This is a genomic window from Flavobacterium macrobrachii, assembly GCF_014486675.1.
Taxonomy (GTDB): Bacteria; Bacteroidota; Bacteroidia; order Flavobacteriales; family Flavobacteriaceae; genus Flavobacterium; species Flavobacterium macrobrachii.
On the sequence record NZ_JACTAC010000073.1, the window covers coordinates 1 to 16,417 of the forward strand.

Here is a 16,417-nt window from a genome sequence, read left to right on the forward strand (position 1 = left end):
AGCGCTAGCTGCTGAACTAGCACCTGTTTGTGTAGATGAAGCACTATTGAATTGCTCCCAATTGTAAGTTAGTACATCGCCGTCAGCATCGGTTCCTGAACCTGTAAGCATGAACGGAGTGCTTTTTGGAATTGTATAGTCTAAACCAGCATTAGCAGTAGGAACTGCATTGCCAGTAGGTGTATTGGTTTGGCATGTTTTAGCTTTCACATTGTTGGTTACTTGTTGAATGCTAAACGCATGAAAATAGGCATCGGAATTAGTTTGAACGTCTTGGCTAGTAATACCTGCATAACCCATAATGGTTGAGCCAGAACCTGGTTCCATATTAGCGCCAGTTCCTTCGTTGCTCATAGAGAAAGTGTGGTTGGCACCGAACTGGTGACCAATTTCGTGAGCAACATAGTCGATGTCAAATGTATCTCCTGTAGGGATTGTACTGGAGGTAAATCCGCTACCTTTTGAACCGTTAACACAAACGCAACCGATACAGCCTGCATTACCATTATTAGAAGCTCTAACAAATAAATGGCCTACATCGTAGTTAGCTTCTCCAATTACTGAAGTTAGGGTGCTTTGAAGTTGGCTATTGTAGCTGGTAGTGTATGGATCAGTAGATGCATTAGTGTAAAGTACTAAATCGTTGTTGGCAATCAAGACCATTCTAATAGCGAAGTCGTTTTCAAATACTCCGTTTACACGAGTCATAGAAGCATTGATTGCTGCAAGAGCTTGTGCTTTTGTACCACCAAAATAGGTTGCGTATTCGCCTGTACAAGAAACGGCAAGTCTAAAAGTTCTTAGCACTGAGTCGTCCGCATTTCTTAGCATCATTGTTGGGCTTGCCGCTGCTTTGTCAATAACAGAACACTCGAAAGGTGTGAATGCGTTTTTCTTGTCGGCTTTTTTGTAAACGGTGTAGGTTGTTAAATCGGCTGAAATTGGTTCAATGAATTCAGTAGATTTATTAGGTGAAAGCACCATTGATTTGAATCCTAGTGGTGAAACACTAAAGTAAGCTATTGAAAGAGGATTGTCAATTCCAATACCTACATAGGATTTGATTTCTGGGTATTTAGCTGCTAATTCAGCTTCCATAATGGAGTTTTCAAAAACTTTGAATTGCTCCAAATTTCCATCAGCATTTGGAATTGAAATAATGTTTTGCGATTGACTGCTCGACATTCGTTTTGGAGCTGAATTTAGGGCAGAACGCAATCCGCTTAGATTTAATTCAAAAACTTTTTCTGATGGCAATTGTATGTTTTCGTCAAGAGCAATCAGTGTAGTTTTTTTTGTAGATGCATTCCAGATTGCGCTTTTGTTTTGAGCAAAAGACAGGTTTGCAACTACTAATAAAGCAACAGAGAGTAATTTGTACTTCATAGTTAATTTGGTTTTTGGTTAAATAGTTTGTCAAATGTATAATTAAAATTAAATTATCGTAACTATAATTGGTAAAAATAGTAACAAAATGATAACATTTTTTGATTATGATTGTGAAGTATGCTTTAAAAAAGGCTTTTTTGTAAAAAATAAATATTTGTTGTCTAGTTTTCTAAAATGTTTTTACATTTAAATCAAATTTTCAAGTCAAATGAATTTAAGTTATTGGGAATTAAAAAACTGGTTTACTAAAGTTGATTTTACCATTGTAGGCAGTGGAATTGTTGGTTTACATTGTGCGTTAGCCTTGCGAGAAAAATATCCAAATAGTAAAATATTAGTTTTAGAAAAAGAGATTTTACCACAAGGTGCAAGTACAAAAAATGCTGGTTTTGCTTGTTTTGGAAGTATTTCTGAAATTTTGGATGATTTAAAAAATCATTCAGAAGAAGAGGTTATTCAACTTATTCAAAAACGCTGGAATGGATTGCAATTACTTCGTAAAAACCTTGGCGATGAAGCCATTGATTTCAAACCTTTTGGCGGATACGAATTGTTTTTAAAAGATGATGAAAGCGGTTATAACGAATGTTTGCAACGAATTCCGTTTGTAAATGAAATTTTGAAACCTATTTTTAGAAACGACGTTTTTAACAAAGAAGTAGATCGATTTGACTTTAAAAACATACACGAATACTTGATTTTTAATCCATTTGAAGCTCAAATCGACACTGGAAAAATGATGAATGCTTTGCTCCAAAAAGCTATCGCAAACAACATTTTAGTTCTAAATCAAGTAGTGGTTAGTTCTTATTTGGATAAAGGGAATTCTGTAGAAGTTCAGATGAATGATTTTAGTTTTTCAACCCAAAAATTGTTTTTTGCAACCAACGGTTTTGCTCAAAAACTAACCGATAATCATGTAAAACCGGCAAGAGCTCAAGTTTTGATTACCGAACCAATTCCTGATTTGGACATCAAAGGAACGTTTCATTTAGACAAAGGTTACTATTATTTTAGAAATATTGATGATAGAATTCTTCTTGGCGGCGGAAGAAATTTAGACTTTGAAGGTGAAACCACAACAGAATTTGGCGAAACTGAATTAATCCAAAATCATTTGGAAAAATTATTAAAAGAAGTAATTTTACCTGATACAGATTTTAAAATTGCGCATCGCTGGAGTGGCATTATGGGAATGGGTTCAAGCAAAAAACCAATTGTTGAACCGCTTTCTGAAAATGTTTTTTGTGGCGTTCGCCTTGGTGGAATGGGAGTTGCAATAGGAAGTTTGATAGGAAAAGAATTAGCAGATTTAGCATAATAAAAAGTATGATTAGAAAAATATTTCGTTGGATTTGGAAAGCCACACTTTGGTTTATTGCCTTGTCAATTTTGTCAGTGATTATCTTTAAATGGGTTCCAGTGCCAATAACACCATTGATGATGACACGTGCTATTGATAATAAAATGGAAGGCAAAGATATGATTTTAAGTCACGATTGGGAACCGATTGAAAATATTTCGCCTAATCTTCAAAAAGCAGTTATCGCCAGCGAAGATGGTAATTTTTTAAAGCATAATGGTTTTGATTTTAATGCGATGCAAAAGGCATTTAAAAGTAATCAAAAAGGCAAACGATTGAAAGGCGGAAGTACTATTTCGCAACAAACTGCCAAGAACGTTTTCTTGTGGCAAGGCAGAAGTTATCTTAGAAAAGGATTGGAAGCTTATTTTACTGTTTTGATAGAACTTATTTGGGGAAAAGAACGAATTATGGAAGTTTATCTTAACTCAATAGAAATGGGTAATGGTGTTTATGGAGCCGAAGCTGCTGCACAACATTGGTATCGAAAAAGTGCTGCTGATTTAACCAAACAAGAAGCCGCAGGAATTGCCGCTATTTTGCCAAATCCAAGAAAATATAAAGCGACTAATTCGTCTTCTTATATTCAAAGAAGAAAAGGCAAAATTGTTCGCGTAATGAACCACATTGGTAAAATTGAATATTAAAAAAACCGACTTTAGTCGGTTTTGTTTTTTTAGTAAAATAAAGGTTTATATTGTTGCCAATGTTTATAAATCAAAATGGCATTTATAACAACAATTAGTAATGCAACACTAATTCCTGGTATGTCTAAAAACATATGGAATAATAAAATGTTGATGGAAATTGGTGCTAAAAGAATTAAGGCAAAAGCAACCCATTTTTTAAGCAAAAGCATTGCTCCAATCATTACTTCTAATATTCCAACAATAGGAAAAATATAACCCGTTGCTCCAAGTGAATTCATGAATTCTCCAGCTGAACCTGTTGGTGCTTCCATTGGGATAAAATGTAAAAATTTATTCGCTCCAAAAACAAGAAGCATTATTCCTAAAACAATTCTAGCGATTTTTGTAAACATTGAATTCATAAAAAGGCAAATTTTTGGTTAGTAATATGGTAAAAATAGAATTATTTTTTTACATTATAAACTATTTTTAAATCTATTTAATGAAATATTTATAATTATTGTGTTAAATAGGTAATTCCAATAGTGTGTTGTAACTTTTTTGAGAAATGAATAACTTATAGTAAATTAAAAAAATAAAACACAATGATAGCACACGAAATTGACTACCATATTTATGGTGAAGAAATGCAATATGTAGAGATTGAACTTGATCCACAAGAGATAGTTGTTGCTGAAGCAGGAAGTTTTATGATGATGGAAAACGGCATTCAAATGCAAACTATTTTTGGCGATGGTTCATCACAACAGCAAGGAATTTTTGGTAAATTACTTTCGGCTGGAAAAAGAGTTTTAACTGGCGAAAGTCTTTTTATGACGGCATACTTAAATCAGAATAATTCGAAGAGTAAAGTATGTTTTGCTTCGCCTTATCCTGGAAAAATTATTCCGATAGATTTGCGTCAGTTTCAAGGAAAATTTATTTGTCAAAAAGACGCTTTCCTTTGCGCTGCCAAAGGTGTTTCGGTTGGCATTGAATTTTCTAGAAAACTTGGTCGCGGACTTTTTGGTGGTGAAGGTTTTATTATGCAAAAAATTGAAGGTGATGGAATGGCGTTTGTACATTCTGGCGGAACTTTGGCCAAAAGAGAATTGGCTTCAGGTGAAATATTGAAAGTAGATACAGGTTGTATCGTTGGTTTTACTAAAGATGTTGATTATGATATTGAGTTTGTTGGCGGCATAAAAAACACCTTTTTTGGTGGTGAAGGAATGTTTTTTGCCACACTTCGCGGTCCAGGAACGGTATATGTACAATCGTTGCCATTTAGCCGTTTAGCGGATAGAATTATTGCTTCTGCGCCACAAAATGGTGGAAATTCCAGAGAAGAAGGAAGTCTTCTTGGCGGTTTAGGCAGAATGATTGATGGTGATAATAGATTTTAAAAAAAATGCGACTTAATTAAGTCGCATTTTTTAATTTCATAATTTAGTTGGTAATTACAATTGGATAAGTTACTTGTGCATCAGTTGAACCACCAGCATTTGTAATATCGCCAGCAGCAACTCCAGCTGCCGATTTATTTGGTAAATGTCTCAAAGTTACCGTTAAATTTCCTGTTCCAACATTTCCTGTTGTGTAAGTAAACGTCAATCCAACAGGTTTAGCATTCACATCAAAATCAGTGTAACCAATTGTTCCTAAAGCCGAAGGGATTTGGTAAAATACTTGGTGTTCATCGCCTTCTTCTTCAACTTCAACAGTAATGTCTTCTGCTGGCGATTCTAATTCATTTAAAAAAGTCGTTTCACCGTTATAAACTGTGTTTGCTGTCAAATTTCCTGAAACCGTTACAAGCGGATCAATTGGTCCATCGCCATCTAAATCTCTTGAAGTTAAAGTTATAGTCGTTGCACCATTTGTTAAAGTCGTTATAACCGTTGTGATTACTTCTTCTTCATTAACTGGTCCGTTATCGTCATCGCTACAAGATGCTAAAAATAAAGAAGCTGTTGCTAAAAATAAGGCTTTTGTTGGATTGAAATATTTCATTGTTTTCCTGTTTTAATAATTAATTTTTAATTGAATTTGAAAGTTTCTACCCAATTCGTCGGCATAGAAACGTTGTCTATTTAAATAATCTCTGTATTTAGTATTCAAAAGGTTGAATACAGAAAAACCTAGTGTTGCCATAGAATTATTGGCTATTTTGAATTGAAAATCAGATGCAAAATGCAAAAGATGATACGCAGCTGGAGGCGAACTGATATCAACTTCAACTGGTGATAATTCGCCGTCAACAATAATATTAGTCGTGAAATTGTTGTTTGGAAATTGCGTTTGTCTAAAAACCATTTCGCTTTGCAATTCTATTGTCAAATTTTTCCAATCTTTTTTATTGAACGAAATTCGGTTGTTGATGTTCAATGGTGGCATATCGATAATAAAATCGTCATTGGTTTTATCTTTTCCGTTTACATATGATAAAAGCAAACGATGTTGCCAATGTTCACTGATTTGCCACTCGGAATTTAAGTCAATTCCGGTCAACAAAGCATTGATTTGTTGGTATTCCCAAACCGGAAAAGCACCGCGAATAGTAGTTTCAAAACCAACGGGTTTCAAGAACATATAATCTTCAATATAATTCAAAAACGGATTGATGTTTACCTTGAAATTCTTCCATTGTTTTTGCAAAGAAGTACTGATTTTATTCGACTTTTCTTGTTTCAAACGCAAATCGCCCAATTCAATCATACCACTCGAATGATGCAATCCATCGCTAAAAAACTCAGAAGGATTTGGGTTTCTAACCGCACGACTGACGTTAAAATACCATTCATATTCGCTTCCGAAGGAATATTGCGTTCCAACACTTGCTGAAAAATTATGAAAAGTAAACGTTGGTTTGGTTAACCATTGTGTTCCAAAATCGCCTTCAATAAAATGGTTGAATTCTGGACTGTAATTTCGCTCGTCCCAACGTGATTTTAGATAATATTTCGTTGCTTCAATAGTTGAAAAATCGTAGCGAATTCCGGCTTCAACCGAAAAATCTTCTGAAATATGATTGTCAACAATAGCATAAATTCCGGCATCAAATTTATTATAACTTGGAATTAACGGACGAACGCCAGTATTAGGATTTGCCGAATTATTTTGGAACAAACCCATAAATCCTGATTTAAAATCCCAACTATTAATACTCAATTTATAATCGGCATTAAAAGTATGCGTCATCAAGTTTAAGTCCAAAGCTGCTCTAGAATCTGAAACACCAGTTCGCAAATCAAACTCTTTTCGATTATTGAATTGAAAAGCATATTGTAAACCGATAGATTCGCCATCTTTGATATAATAATTGTAATTCAACTTCGCCAAATGATGTTGCACTTGTTGCTTCGGATTTTTAATGTTATACGTAAAATCTTCAACAACCGATGGTGTTTGATTGTTAATCGAGTTGAATAAATCATTCACGTTTCCAATATGTGAAGCGCTCAAAATTCCGATAGTGGCGTTGTACAAACTATAATAAGCAGAAAAATCAAATTTTTTGCCAATATATTTCACATCTCCCGAAAAATTTGCTTCTCGATTTCCGGTATTCGACAAAATATAATCGGGTGATTCTCTGTCACCAAAATATTTGAAACTTCCTTGCGCATTCCAACTCCAGTCGCAAAAATTTCCTTTGTGTAAACTAGACGAAATGGTTCCGCCACGACCATTGGATTCCATTGTCATAATGGTTTTTCCAAAAAGTGTGTCTTTTTTGGTGCTGAAAGGTTCAATAATTACAATTCCACCAATAGCATCGCCACCATATTGTAGACCTGATGCGCCTTTTAAAACTGTAATTTTTCCGGCAGCATTTATGTCAAAATTTGGTGCATGTTCGGTTCCCCATTGTTGGTCTTCAAGTTTCACATTGTTGTTGTAAATGCCAACGCGACTGCTATGCAAACCATTAATTACGGGTTTAACAATCGTGCTTCCGCTTTTTAATATTGAAACTCCTGAGACTTCTTTGAGTGCATTTCCTAGCGATTGACTGCTAAATTTTTCAATGGTTTTCTCTTTGATTTTTTGTTCCGAAACCGAGTGATTGAAATAATTGTTTTTATGTTTTACAACAATTTCTTCCAATTGTTCACTTTTTTGTTTCATCTTAAAATTAATCTCAAGATTGCCATTAACTTCAATAATCGTATCAATAGGTTTGTAGCCAACATAAGTGATTAACACTTTTGTCGAACCATTTGGAACATTTCGAATAATGAATGAACCATCTTTTTTACTATTAGTCGATTTTGATGAAATGTGAATATGGCTTTTTTCCAATGCCAAATCGTTTTTATCAACTATTTTTCCGCTTATTGTATTTTGGCTAAAAATTGTACCAAAACACAACAAGCAAAAAAACATACTGAATTTTTGCATTTTGTTGTTTTCTAATTCGTTAACACTAAGTTAGGTCAAGAAAATTTAAACAATTGGCGGTCCGCGAAGTGAAAAGAAACTTCCGTTGAAAAAAGGAATGTTTTCGGAAGTTGAAAAATATAAGGTTTTATTATAAAAAACAGGATTTTCAAATGAAACAATAACCGATTTAATTTCGGTTGTTGGACTGAAAGCAAAATCACAAACGGTACATTTTTCCCAATGGTGACTGTGATTTAAAGTTGCTTCATCAGAATATTTATGAAGACAAACTTCGCCAAAAAATTGTTGAATTACATGTTCAAACGTATGAATAGATTGAAAAAGTACTGAAAACAGCACCATCAATCCTAAGAAAGCGTTTGTTATTTGTAATTTTTTCTTCATTGCTACAAATGTAGTTTAATCCAAAAGAAAATCCGTTTGATTTTAACAAATTTTAGGATTTGCAAAACCAAACGAATTCTCTCTTTTGTATTTTCCGTAAAGACGGAAATCTATTATACTAAATTGTTAGCAACAAGATATTCAGCAATTTGAACCGTGTTAGTTGCGGCACCTTTTCTCAAATTATCAGCAACAATCCACATGTTTAATGAGTTTGGCTGACTTTCATCGCGACGAATTCTACCTACAAAAACTTCGTCTTTTCCTTGAGCAAACAATGGCATTGGATAGGTATAAGTGTCATTGTTGTCTTGTACTACAACACCATCTGTATTATGAAGAATTTCACGGATTTCGCTTACATTGAAATCATTTGAAAACTCAACATTTACCGCTTCGCTATGTCCGCCAACAACTGGAATTCTGATGGCTGTTGCTGTTACTGCAATCGATTTGTCGCCAATGATTTTTTGCGTTTCGCGAACCAATTTCATTTCTTCTTTGGTGTAGCCATTGTCTTCAAAACTATCACATTGTGGAATAGCATTTCGGTGAATTTGGTATTTATAAGCCATTTCTCCTTGAACTCCAGCGTATTCATTTTCTAATTGTTGAACCGCTTTTACTCCAGTTCCAGTAATAGATTGATAAGTAGAAACGATGACACGTTTGATATTGTATTTTTTGTGTAATGGAGCTAAAACCATCACCATTTGAATAGTTGAACAGTTTGGATTAGCAATGATTTTATCCTCTTTTGTCAATTCAGATGCGTTGATTTCTGGAACGATTAATTTTTTAGTTGGATCCATTCTCCAAGCCGATGAATTATCGATAACGGTTGTTCCTGCTTCGGCAAATTTTGGAGCCCAAGCCAATGAAGTTTCGCCACCAGCAGAAAATAAAGCAATATCCGCTTTCATATCAACTGCTGTTTGTAAACCAACTACTTTGTATTTCTTACCTTTAAATTCAATTTCCTTACCAACTGATTTCTCAGAAGCTACAGGAATTAATTCGGTTACAGGAAAATTTCTTTCTGCTAATACTTGAAGCATCACTTCGCCAACCATTCCGGTTGCGCCTACAACAGCAACTTTCATACTTTATATGTTTATAATTGATAAAATTTTTGAAGTACAAAAGTAATTAGAAATTAAATTAAAAATTATGTTTTAAAAATTAAAAATCATTGTTTTTGAAAAAGAAAAACCGCCTCAATTACGAAGCGGTTTAGTTAGAATATATAATGTAGCGGAATTATTTTTTCAATAAATCTCTAATTTGAGTAAGTAATTCTTCTTGAGTTGGTCCAGCTGGAGCAGCAGGTGCAGCTTCTTCTTTTTTCTTCATGCTGTTTAATGCTTTTACCATAATAAAAATCACGAAAGCAATTACTAGAAAACTAATTACCGCAGCTAAAAATTTTCCGTAGAGAATTCCGCCTTCCGTTTTTAACTCTGCCAAGTTTTCAACTTGTGCTGCTTTTAGTGCAGGATTTAATAATGCAGGTGTAATTACATCTGCTACTAGTGAATTTACGATGGCGCCAAAAGCTGCTCCAATGATAACTCCAACTGCTAAATCCATTGCGTTTCCTTTTGCAATAAATTCTTTAAATTCTGAAATCATTCCCATAATTTGTTTTGTGGTTATTAATAAACGAATTTAATAAAGTTTTAACAAATACTAAATTATTCTCTATAAAATATTCGTTTTACTCGTTGCGAAATACTTGTTAAAACTTCATATGGAATGGTTTGCAATAGTTTCGCAATTTCATTAACGGTTGGTCTTTCGCCAAAAATAATCACCGTATTTCCTTCTTTGCATTCAATATCGGTTACGTCAACCATTAGCATATCCATGCAAACACTTCCTAAAATTATCGCTTTTTTCTGATTTATAATTACATAACCAACGCCATTGCCCAAATGTCTTGAAATTCCATCGGCATAACCAATAGGAATTGTAGCAACTTTGGTTTGTTTTTCTGCCATAAATCGTCTGCCATAACCAACGCTTTCTCCTTTTTCAATAGTTCTAATTTGAGAAATAACCGATTTTAAAGTACCAACATTTTCAAGGTATTTTTGTTCTTCATCATCGTTGGAAACACCATACAAACCAATTCCTAATCGAACCATATCGTATTGTGCCTCAGGATAATTTGAAATTCCAGATGTATTCAAAATGTGTCGAATAGGTTTTATTTTTAATTCCGACATCAAGTGAGATGAAAGTTTTTCAAAAAGTTCAATCTGCGAAATCGCAAATGCTTGATGCGCTAAATCATCGCTGGTTGCCATGTGCGACAAAATACTTTTCACTTTTACCGTTTCGTTTCCTTGAAGTGTTTTTATCAATTCTAATAAATTATTTTCTTGAAAACCAAGACGATGCATTCCTGTATCTAATTTTATATGAATAGGAAAATGGTTTAATTTCTTTTGTTCAGCAATTTTCAAGAACGCTTTTAATCCTTTTATTGAATAAATTTCGGGTTCTAATTGATGCTGAATTATCGATGAAAAACTGGTGGTTTCGGGATTTAAAACCATAATCGGAACTGAAATTCCAGCATTTTTCAACGAAATTCCTTCATCGGCAAAAGCCACACCAAGATAATCTACTTTGTGATGTTCGAGTAATTTTGCAATCTCAAAACCGCCATTGCCATAACCAAAAGCTTTGACCATAACCATCAATTTGGTTTTTGGAGCCAATTTTGATTTGAAGAAATTCAAGTTATGACTAATCGCATTTAGGTTGATTTCTAGAACGGTTTCATGCGTTTTTTCTTCAAGCAACGACACAATTTCTTCAAAATGAAAATCTCTTGCACCTTTGATTAAAATGGTTTCATTTTCGAAATTCAATTTCGAAGTTTCGGGATCAAAAGCGGCGATAAATTCGTTTACATTTTTGAAACAAATTCCGTTGATGAACTTATTTTTAAACTTTGAAATCGTTTCGCCAATGCCAATCACTCGCGTAATTTTATTGGAAATAATTAACTGAGAAACCTGCGGATACAATTCTTCATTGGTTAAACCACTTTGAAAAATATCCGAAAGAATAATCGTTTTTTTCTTGTGTTGTTTTTGATGTTCTAGAAAATCTAAAGCAATTTTTAGCGATTGAAAATCAGAACTATAACTATCGTCAATTATTGTGCAATTGAAAATTCCATTTTTGACTTTCAAGCGCATTTCTACTGGATATAATTGTGTCATTCGGGTTTGAATGACTTTTTGATTGTACCCAAAATACAGCATAACCATCAAACAATGTATGGCGTTTTCGACCGAAGCTTGGTCTTGAAACGGAATTCGAACAGGAAACGTCTCTTCTTGATACGTAATGTACAATTCGGTATTTTCTTCTAATTTCTTTTTGGTAACAAAAACGTCAGCTTTTTTATCGTCAGATGACCAAGTGAACTGCTTTATTTTTGGATTAATAAAAGCACAAATTGTTCTGTTTTTATTTAAAATCAATACTTTAACCGAAGTAAAAAGTTTGAGTTTTTCTTTAATTTTTTCGCCAATATCGGCAAAACCTTCGTCGTGAGCCGAACCAATATTAGTTAAAACACCAATGGTTGGATCAATGATTTTTTGCAGTTTTTCCATTTCGTTTTTCAACGAAATTCCAGCTTCAAAAATCCCTAAATTGTGCTTTTCATTAATGGCAATAATGGAAAGCGGAACACCAACTTGCGAATTATAACTTTTTGGACTTCGGATGATGTTGTAATCTGGACTTAACAGAAAATTTAGCCATTCTTTTACGATGGTTTTTCCGTTACTTCCAGTAATTCCAATGATTGGAAAATCAAATTGACTTCGGTAGAAAGAGGCAAATTTTTGCAACGCTTCTAGAGTATTTTCTACAACAAGAAAATTAGCTTTGCTTTTTAGATTTTCATCAAAATGAGTGACCACAAAATTCTGAACACCTTGTGAAATCAATTCTTCTATATATTGATGACCATCATGATTTGGACCGGAAATGGCAAAAAACAAAGTATGTTCGCCATTTTGCAACGTGCGACTATCAATAGAAATAGTATCGATGATGCTTATATCATTATTCCCAAACCAATTGGCTTTTATAATTGGAATAATATTTCGGATGGAAAGTGTCAAATTTTATTTTTTATTAAAAATTTCCAAAAACTTGTTTGGACTCATTACAGGAATTTCAGAATTTTTAAAATCTTTCTCGTTCCTTGTAATAAGTATATCGCATTTAGCTTGAATAGCACTATAATATTGAACGGCATCTTCGAAATCTGTAAAGTTAGAAAATAAACTTTCGTCAATTACGAGTTCGTCAACAGAGGAAACATCACAAATTACTCTAAACTTTTTTAATGACTCAATTACGCGATTATTTTCAGTTTTTTTTCCTAAAACATAAAACGTGTTAACAAACGAAATGGAAGAAGCAACTAATCTAACTTGGTTGTCTTCAGCTAAACTAGAAATTTTAGCAATTTCATAAAAAAATGGATTTCTCTTATCTAAGAAATCAATCAGTACATTTGTATCAATAAATAATTTTTTCATTATTTATATTTTTCAACCAAATACTCTTGTCTATCTTTTTTAAAGTCAAAATCAGCTGGAATTTCTCCATTTCCTACAGGAATACTATTAACAAAGTCAGAAATTTTAATTTCTTCTTTTTGGTCACTTTTCTCCATGGAAGTAATTGCTTTTAAATAATTTTCGACAATAAAAGACACGCTAATTTTTTGCTTCGCAGCATATTCTTTAGCTTTTTCAATTACTTTTTTATCAAGCTTTAAGGTGAGTTTAGTATCCATAATAACATTAAATTTAATTGTTATACGTGCAAAATTAAAAAAAGTTACCGTACAAAAGATTTTTCTTTATTCTTCTTTTTCTTCAGATAAATGTTCGGCGTCTTTTACAACCATATTTTCTCGCATCGCATTGAAATAAGCAGCACGACTTAGCGGTTCATATTCTTCGGTTTCGCCTAATAAAACGAGTTTATCATTATCGGTTTTTCTAAAACTGTAATGGGCTAAATTTCCAGTTCGTGTGCAAACGGCGTGAACCTTGGTAACATATTCAGCAGTTGCCATCAACGCAGGCATTGGTCCAAACGGATTTCCTTTAAAATCCATGTCCAATCCAGCCACAATTACTCGAATTCCAGAATTCGCCAAATCATTACAAACAGAAACAATTTCGTCATCAAAAAACTGTGCTTCATCAATTCCCACAACATCGCAACCTTGCGCTAAAATTCGAATATTTGCTGCAGCTGGAACTGGCGTGGAACGAATTTCGTTTTTGTTATGAGAAACAACCATTTCATCGTCATATCGAGTGTCGATTGATGGTTTGAAAATCTCTACTTTTTGCTTGGCAAATTGTGCTCTTTTTAGTCTTCGGATGAGTTCTTCTGTCTTGCCCGAAAACATCGAACCGCAAACGACTTCAATCCAACCAAATTGTTCTTTATGATTTACTGTATTTTCGAGAAACATTTTCTAATTTTCTTGCGTTTAAAATGAATAGTTTTTATTACTTTGTAACAAAACTTATCGATATAAATTTTATACATTTACATCGTTTCAAATTTAGAAAAATTTATTCACGCATTGATTAAACTTTGGTCAAATAACGATTAAAAAAATAAACATAATTTCATCTCAATATAATTTATACACATGAAGAAAAGATTGGAAGCTGAATTAATAAGCATTGCACATCGAATTTTGAAGTTAAAAAATAAGTCGGAAATCGACCAATTGTATAAAGAAACCCGAAAATTATACGAAGCGCTTTCGATTCTGAAATTTCATGAAGAAAATTATGCAGTACTAAAAAATGAGGTTTCTCATGAAGAAATTGAGCAAAAGGTAGAATCGTTTTTGGCACAAGAAGAAATTACTACACCAATAGATTTACCAATCGTTGAAAATGAACCAATTGCTGAAGCAAAAGAAGAAATCATCGAAACGATTGAAGAAGTTGAGGAAGAAGAACCAATTGTTGTTGGCGAAATTATTCTAGAGGAAGAAGATGAGGTTGAAGACGAAAGTTTTGAAGATAATGATGTAGCCGAAGCAAAAGACAAAGAAGATCACGAAAGCGATGCTTTGGCTGGCGGAAATTTTAAACCTGCTTTTGAACTTTCTTTTGAGGCTGAAGATGAAACAGAAACGGAAGAAGAACCTGAAATTGAAGCCGTAATCGAAGAAACGCAACCTGAAGTAATTGAGGAAAAAAAACCAGAACCTGTTGAAGCAAAACAGGTTACAATGGACGATATTTTTGGCGATAGTTACAAAGAACCTGTTTTTGTAAAACCAAATGAAGTAACGCTAAACGATAAGTTCATCTCGGTTTTTGACCAGGAACAAAAAGAAAAAGACGAACCAAAAGTCGTTTCGCTCAACGATGTATTGTCCAATTCAATTTCTATTTCGTTGAATGATAGAGTTGCCTTTGTAAAACATCTTTTTAACGAAAGTAACGAAGATTACAACCGAGTTTTATCGCAATTGAATACGTTTGACACTTTTGCTGACGCGAAAAATTTCTTAAATGAAATGGTTATTCCGGAATACAATTACTGGGTTGGAAAAGAAGAATATTTGGAGCGATTTTTAGAAATCGTGGAGAAAAAATTCAAATAATAAAACAGAATTTTGACAGATTAGAACAAACAATCTGTGTAAATCTGTGTAATCTGTGTTTATTTTATGTCCAAACTTTATATAGTTCCAACGCCAATTGGCAATCTTGATGACATGACTTTCAGAGCAATTCAGGTTTTGAAAGAAGCCGATTTGATTTTGGCAGAAGACACACGAACCAGCGGAAAACTACTTAAACATTTCGAAATTTCCACACACATGCATAGTCATCACATGCATAACGAACACAAAACAGTGGAAAATTTAATCAAACGATTGCAAGCTGGAGAAACCATTGCGTTGATTAGCGATGCTGGAACGCCAGCCATTTCCGATCCCGGATTTTTGTTAACGCGTGCTTGTGTCGAAAATAATATAGAAGTCGATTGTTTGCCTGGTGCAACGGCTTTTGTTCCTGCGTTGGTCAATAGCGGTTTGCCAAACGACCGTTTTATTTTTGAAGGTTTCTTGCCCGAAAAAAAAGGAAGACAAACTAGATTTTTGCAATTGGCAGAAGAAACTAGAACGATGATTTTCTATGTTTCGCCACACAAATTAGTAAAAACCTTAGCAGAATTCATCCAATATTTTGGTGCCGAAAGACCAGTTTCTGTTTCACGGGAATTATCAAAACTACACGAAGAAACCATTCGCGGAACTGCCGAAGATGTTTTAAAACACTTTGAAGTTAAACCTCCGAAAGGGGAAATTGTTGTGGTTGTTGGTGGGAAAAAATAGTGTTCAGTATTCAGTTTGTAGTTAGCAGTTGAATATTTTTATTTTTAATGAATTATGAAAAAATATCTTTTCCTTTTATTAATATCTACAATTTTATTTTCTTGTAAAAAAGAAGATGAAGATGATAGTTATAAATATTTATATGATAAACTCAGTGAATTAATAGAAAGAGATCGTAATGTTTCAGAAAGCACTTATCTTCAAAAATATTATGATATAAAGAATGATAATAATAAAAGAATTAGATTTGATAGTATGTTTAAGATTTCGAAAAATATTGAGAAAAAATTCGAAAAACTTAATTTTTTAGACAAAAAATCAGTAATTAAATTTAGAGATTCTGTATTAATTGAGTTGAATTTGCCATTAAAAAGCATCTCTGAAAATGACAAATTACTATTGAATGACAGTGTTTTTAAAAAGAAAATGGAACTTGATATTTTAAGTATAAGAGAATGTTATCACTATCTTTATATTTATGACAGAAAAGAACCTCTTTAGTTATTAAACATCAATATGCAAGAACTACTGAACAAAAAATCGTTTCCAGAAACCATCGCTTTCATTGATGAAAATTATAATTTTACGCCAACCAATTTTAAAAATGGAAATCAAATAAATAATGCAAACCAAAACAATGGTTCTTGTAAAATTTTTGCTTTTGCTAAACTAAACCAATTTACCAAAGAAGAAACCTTAAATTTATTTGGCGATTTTTATCAAGATGTTTTAAATACACCTGAAGCAACCGATCATCAAAACATTAGAAATTTTATGATTTTTGGTTGGGAAGGAATTGTATTTGATGGTGAAGCTCTAAAAATG

At 33.2% G+C, this 16,417-nt stretch carries 18 protein-coding genes; 7 read left to right on the forward strand and 11 right to left on the reverse strand.

From position 1 onward, the window contains the following. Nucleotides 1-1,386, reverse strand: a 1,386-nt coding sequence (locus IAI56_RS13320; RefSeq protein ID WP_244970338.1) for a reprolysin-like metallopeptidase, incomplete at its 3' end; no start/stop codon positions are given. Between the two features lie 211 nt (nt 1,387-1,597). On the opposite strand from IAI56_RS13320, the gene IAI56_RS13325 reads away from it, so the two are divergent. Then, nucleotides 1,598-2,710, forward strand: a complete 1,113-nt coding sequence (locus IAI56_RS13325; protein WP_187658340.1) for an NAD(P)/FAD-dependent oxidoreductase — start codon at nt 1,598-1,600, stop codon at nt 2,708-2,710. Nucleotides 2,711-2,718: 8 nt separating this feature from the next. Next, nucleotides 2,719-3,399: a monofunctional biosynthetic peptidoglycan transglycosylase gene (gene mtgA, locus IAI56_RS13330; protein ID WP_187658341.1), complete on the forward strand. Its 681-nt coding sequence runs from the start codon at nt 2,719-2,721 to the stop codon at nt 3,397-3,399. Nucleotides 3,400-3,428: 29 nt separating this feature from the next. Here mtgA and IAI56_RS13335 read toward each other — a convergent pair whose 3' ends face one another. Continuing rightward, nucleotides 3,429-3,803, reverse strand: a complete 375-nt coding sequence (locus IAI56_RS13335) for a DoxX family membrane protein (protein WP_187658342.1) — start codon at nt 3,801-3,803, stop codon at nt 3,429-3,431. 183 nt (nt 3,804-3,986) lie between these two features. On the opposite strand from IAI56_RS13335, the gene IAI56_RS13340 reads away from it, so the two are divergent. Continuing rightward, entirely contained in the window at nt 3,987-4,787 is an 801-nt protein-coding gene (locus IAI56_RS13340; RefSeq protein ID WP_187658343.1) for a TIGR00266 family protein, read from the forward strand. Nucleotides 4,788-4,830: 43 nt separating this feature from the next. Here the strand turns inward: IAI56_RS13340 and IAI56_RS13345 are convergent, their stop codons facing one another. From IAI56_RS13345 to IAI56_RS13385, 9 genes are all read right to left on the reverse strand, one after another. Then, nucleotides 4,831-5,394, reverse strand: a complete 564-nt coding sequence (locus IAI56_RS13345; RefSeq protein WP_187658344.1) for a type 1 periplasmic binding fold superfamily protein — start codon at nt 5,392-5,394, stop codon at nt 4,831-4,833. A gap of 12 nt (nt 5,395-5,406) precedes the next feature. Further along, nucleotides 5,407-7,785: a TonB-dependent receptor gene (locus tag IAI56_RS13350; RefSeq protein ID WP_239106936.1), complete on the reverse strand. Its 2,379-nt coding sequence runs from the start codon at nt 7,783-7,785 to the stop codon at nt 5,407-5,409. A gap of 45 nt (nt 7,786-7,830) precedes the next feature. Next, on the reverse strand, nt 7,831-8,172 hold the full coding sequence (locus tag IAI56_RS13355; protein ID WP_187658345.1) for a hypothetical protein: 342 nt from the start codon (nt 8,170-8,172) through the stop codon (nt 7,831-7,833). Between the two features lie 113 nt (nt 8,173-8,285). Further along, nucleotides 8,286-9,275 carry an aspartate-semialdehyde dehydrogenase gene (locus tag IAI56_RS13360; RefSeq protein ID WP_187658346.1) on the reverse strand — a complete coding sequence of 330 codons (990 nt, stop codon included), beginning with the start codon at nt 9,273-9,275 and terminating at the stop codon, nt 8,286-8,288. Between the two features lie 157 nt (nt 9,276-9,432). Then, nucleotides 9,433-9,810 (reverse strand): large conductance mechanosensitive channel protein MscL, encoded by a 378-nt coding sequence (gene mscL / locus IAI56_RS13365; RefSeq protein WP_187658347.1) that lies wholly within the window; start codon nt 9,808-9,810, stop codon nt 9,433-9,435. 56 nt (nt 9,811-9,866) lie between these two features. Further along, nucleotides 9,867-12,323 carry a bifunctional UDP-N-acetylmuramoyl-tripeptide:D-alanyl-D-alanine ligase/alanine racemase gene (locus IAI56_RS13370; RefSeq protein WP_187658348.1) on the reverse strand — a complete coding sequence of 819 codons (2,457 nt, stop codon included), beginning with the start codon at nt 12,321-12,323 and terminating at the stop codon, nt 9,867-9,869. 3 nt (nt 12,324-12,326) lie between these two features. After that, nucleotides 12,327-12,746 (reverse strand): PIN domain-containing protein, encoded by a 420-nt coding sequence (locus IAI56_RS13375; RefSeq protein ID WP_133532568.1) that lies wholly within the window; start codon nt 12,744-12,746, stop codon nt 12,327-12,329. Continuing rightward, entirely contained in the window at nt 12,746-13,006 is a 261-nt protein-coding gene (locus IAI56_RS13380) for a DUF6364 family protein (protein WP_133532569.1), read from the reverse strand. The genes IAI56_RS13375 and IAI56_RS13380 overlap by 1 nt, the downstream gene beginning before the upstream one ends. A 66-nt stretch (nt 13,007-13,072) precedes the next feature. Continuing rightward, nucleotides 13,073-13,699 carry a thymidine kinase gene (locus IAI56_RS13385; RefSeq protein WP_187658349.1) on the reverse strand — a complete coding sequence of 209 codons (627 nt, stop codon included), beginning with the start codon at nt 13,697-13,699 and terminating at the stop codon, nt 13,073-13,075. A 183-nt stretch (nt 13,700-13,882) separates the two neighbouring features. On the opposite strand from IAI56_RS13385, the gene IAI56_RS13390 reads away from it, so the two are divergent. From IAI56_RS13390 to IAI56_RS13405, 4 genes are all read left to right on the forward strand, one after another. After that, nucleotides 13,883-14,854 carry a hypothetical protein gene (locus IAI56_RS13390; protein ID WP_187658350.1) on the forward strand — a complete coding sequence of 324 codons (972 nt, stop codon included), beginning with the start codon at nt 13,883-13,885 and terminating at the stop codon, nt 14,852-14,854. A 66-nt stretch (nt 14,855-14,920) separates the two neighbouring features. Next, complete coding sequence (rsmI, locus tag IAI56_RS13395) at nt 14,921-15,592, forward strand: 16S rRNA (cytidine(1402)-2'-O)-methyltransferase (protein ID WP_187658351.1); 672 nt, start codon at nt 14,921-14,923, stop codon at nt 15,590-15,592. 54 nt (nt 15,593-15,646) lie between these two features. Further along, nucleotides 15,647-16,093, forward strand: coding sequence for a hypothetical protein (locus tag IAI56_RS13400; RefSeq protein WP_187658352.1), 447 nt, complete (start codon nt 15,647-15,649; stop codon nt 16,091-16,093). Between the two features lie 15 nt (nt 16,094-16,108). Then, nucleotides 16,109-16,417: HopJ type III effector protein (locus IAI56_RS13405; protein WP_187658353.1), on the forward strand; the 309-nt coding region annotated here is incomplete at its 3' end.

Bases quoted from the DNA above. Each gene is read 5' to 3' on its own strand.
- mscL (WP_187658347.1), bottom strand. From the start codon at position 9,810: ATGGGAATGATTTCAGAATTTAAAGAATTTATTGCAAAAGGAAACGCA.
- mtgA (WP_187658341.1), top strand. From the start codon at position 2,719: ATGATTAGAAAAATATTTCGTTGGATTTGGAAAGCCACACTTTGGTTT.
- IAI56_RS13400 (WP_187658352.1), top strand. From the start codon at position 15,647: ATGAAAAAATATCTTTTCCTTTTATTAATATCTACAATTTTATTTTCT.
- rsmI (WP_187658351.1), top strand. From the start codon at position 14,921: ATGTCCAAACTTTATATAGTTCCAACGCCAATTGGCAATCTTGATGAC.
- IAI56_RS13345 (WP_187658344.1), bottom strand. From the start codon at position 5,394: ATGAAATATTTCAATCCAACAAAAGCCTTATTTTTAGCAACAGCTTCT.
- IAI56_RS13390 (WP_187658350.1), top strand. From the start codon at position 13,883: ATGAAGAAAAGATTGGAAGCTGAATTAATAAGCATTGCACATCGAATT.
- IAI56_RS13380 (WP_133532569.1), bottom strand. From the start codon at position 13,006: ATGGATACTAAACTCACCTTAAAGCTTGATAAAAAAGTAATTGAAAAA.
- IAI56_RS13325 (WP_187658340.1), top strand. From the start codon at position 1,598: ATGAATTTAAGTTATTGGGAATTAAAAAACTGGTTTACTAAAGTTGAT.
- IAI56_RS13340 (WP_187658343.1), top strand. From the start codon at position 3,987: ATGATAGCACACGAAATTGACTACCATATTTATGGTGAAGAAATGCAA.
- IAI56_RS13360 (WP_187658346.1), bottom strand. From the start codon at position 9,275: ATGAAAGTTGCTGTTGTAGGCGCAACCGGAATGGTTGGCGAAGTGATG.
- IAI56_RS13375 (WP_133532568.1), bottom strand. From the start codon at position 12,746: ATGAAAAAATTATTTATTGATACAAATGTACTGATTGATTTCTTAGAT.
- IAI56_RS13350 (WP_239106936.1), bottom strand. From the start codon at position 7,785: ATGCAAAAATTCAGTATGTTTTTTTGCTTGTTGTGTTTTGGTACAATT.
- IAI56_RS13385 (WP_187658349.1), bottom strand. From the start codon at position 13,699: ATGTTTCTCGAAAATACAGTAAATCATAAAGAACAATTTGGTTGGATT.
- IAI56_RS13335 (WP_187658342.1), bottom strand. From the start codon at position 3,803: ATGAATTCAATGTTTACAAAAATCGCTAGAATTGTTTTAGGAATAATG.
- IAI56_RS13355 (WP_187658345.1), bottom strand. From the start codon at position 8,172: ATGAAGAAAAAATTACAAATAACAAACGCTTTCTTAGGATTGATGGTG.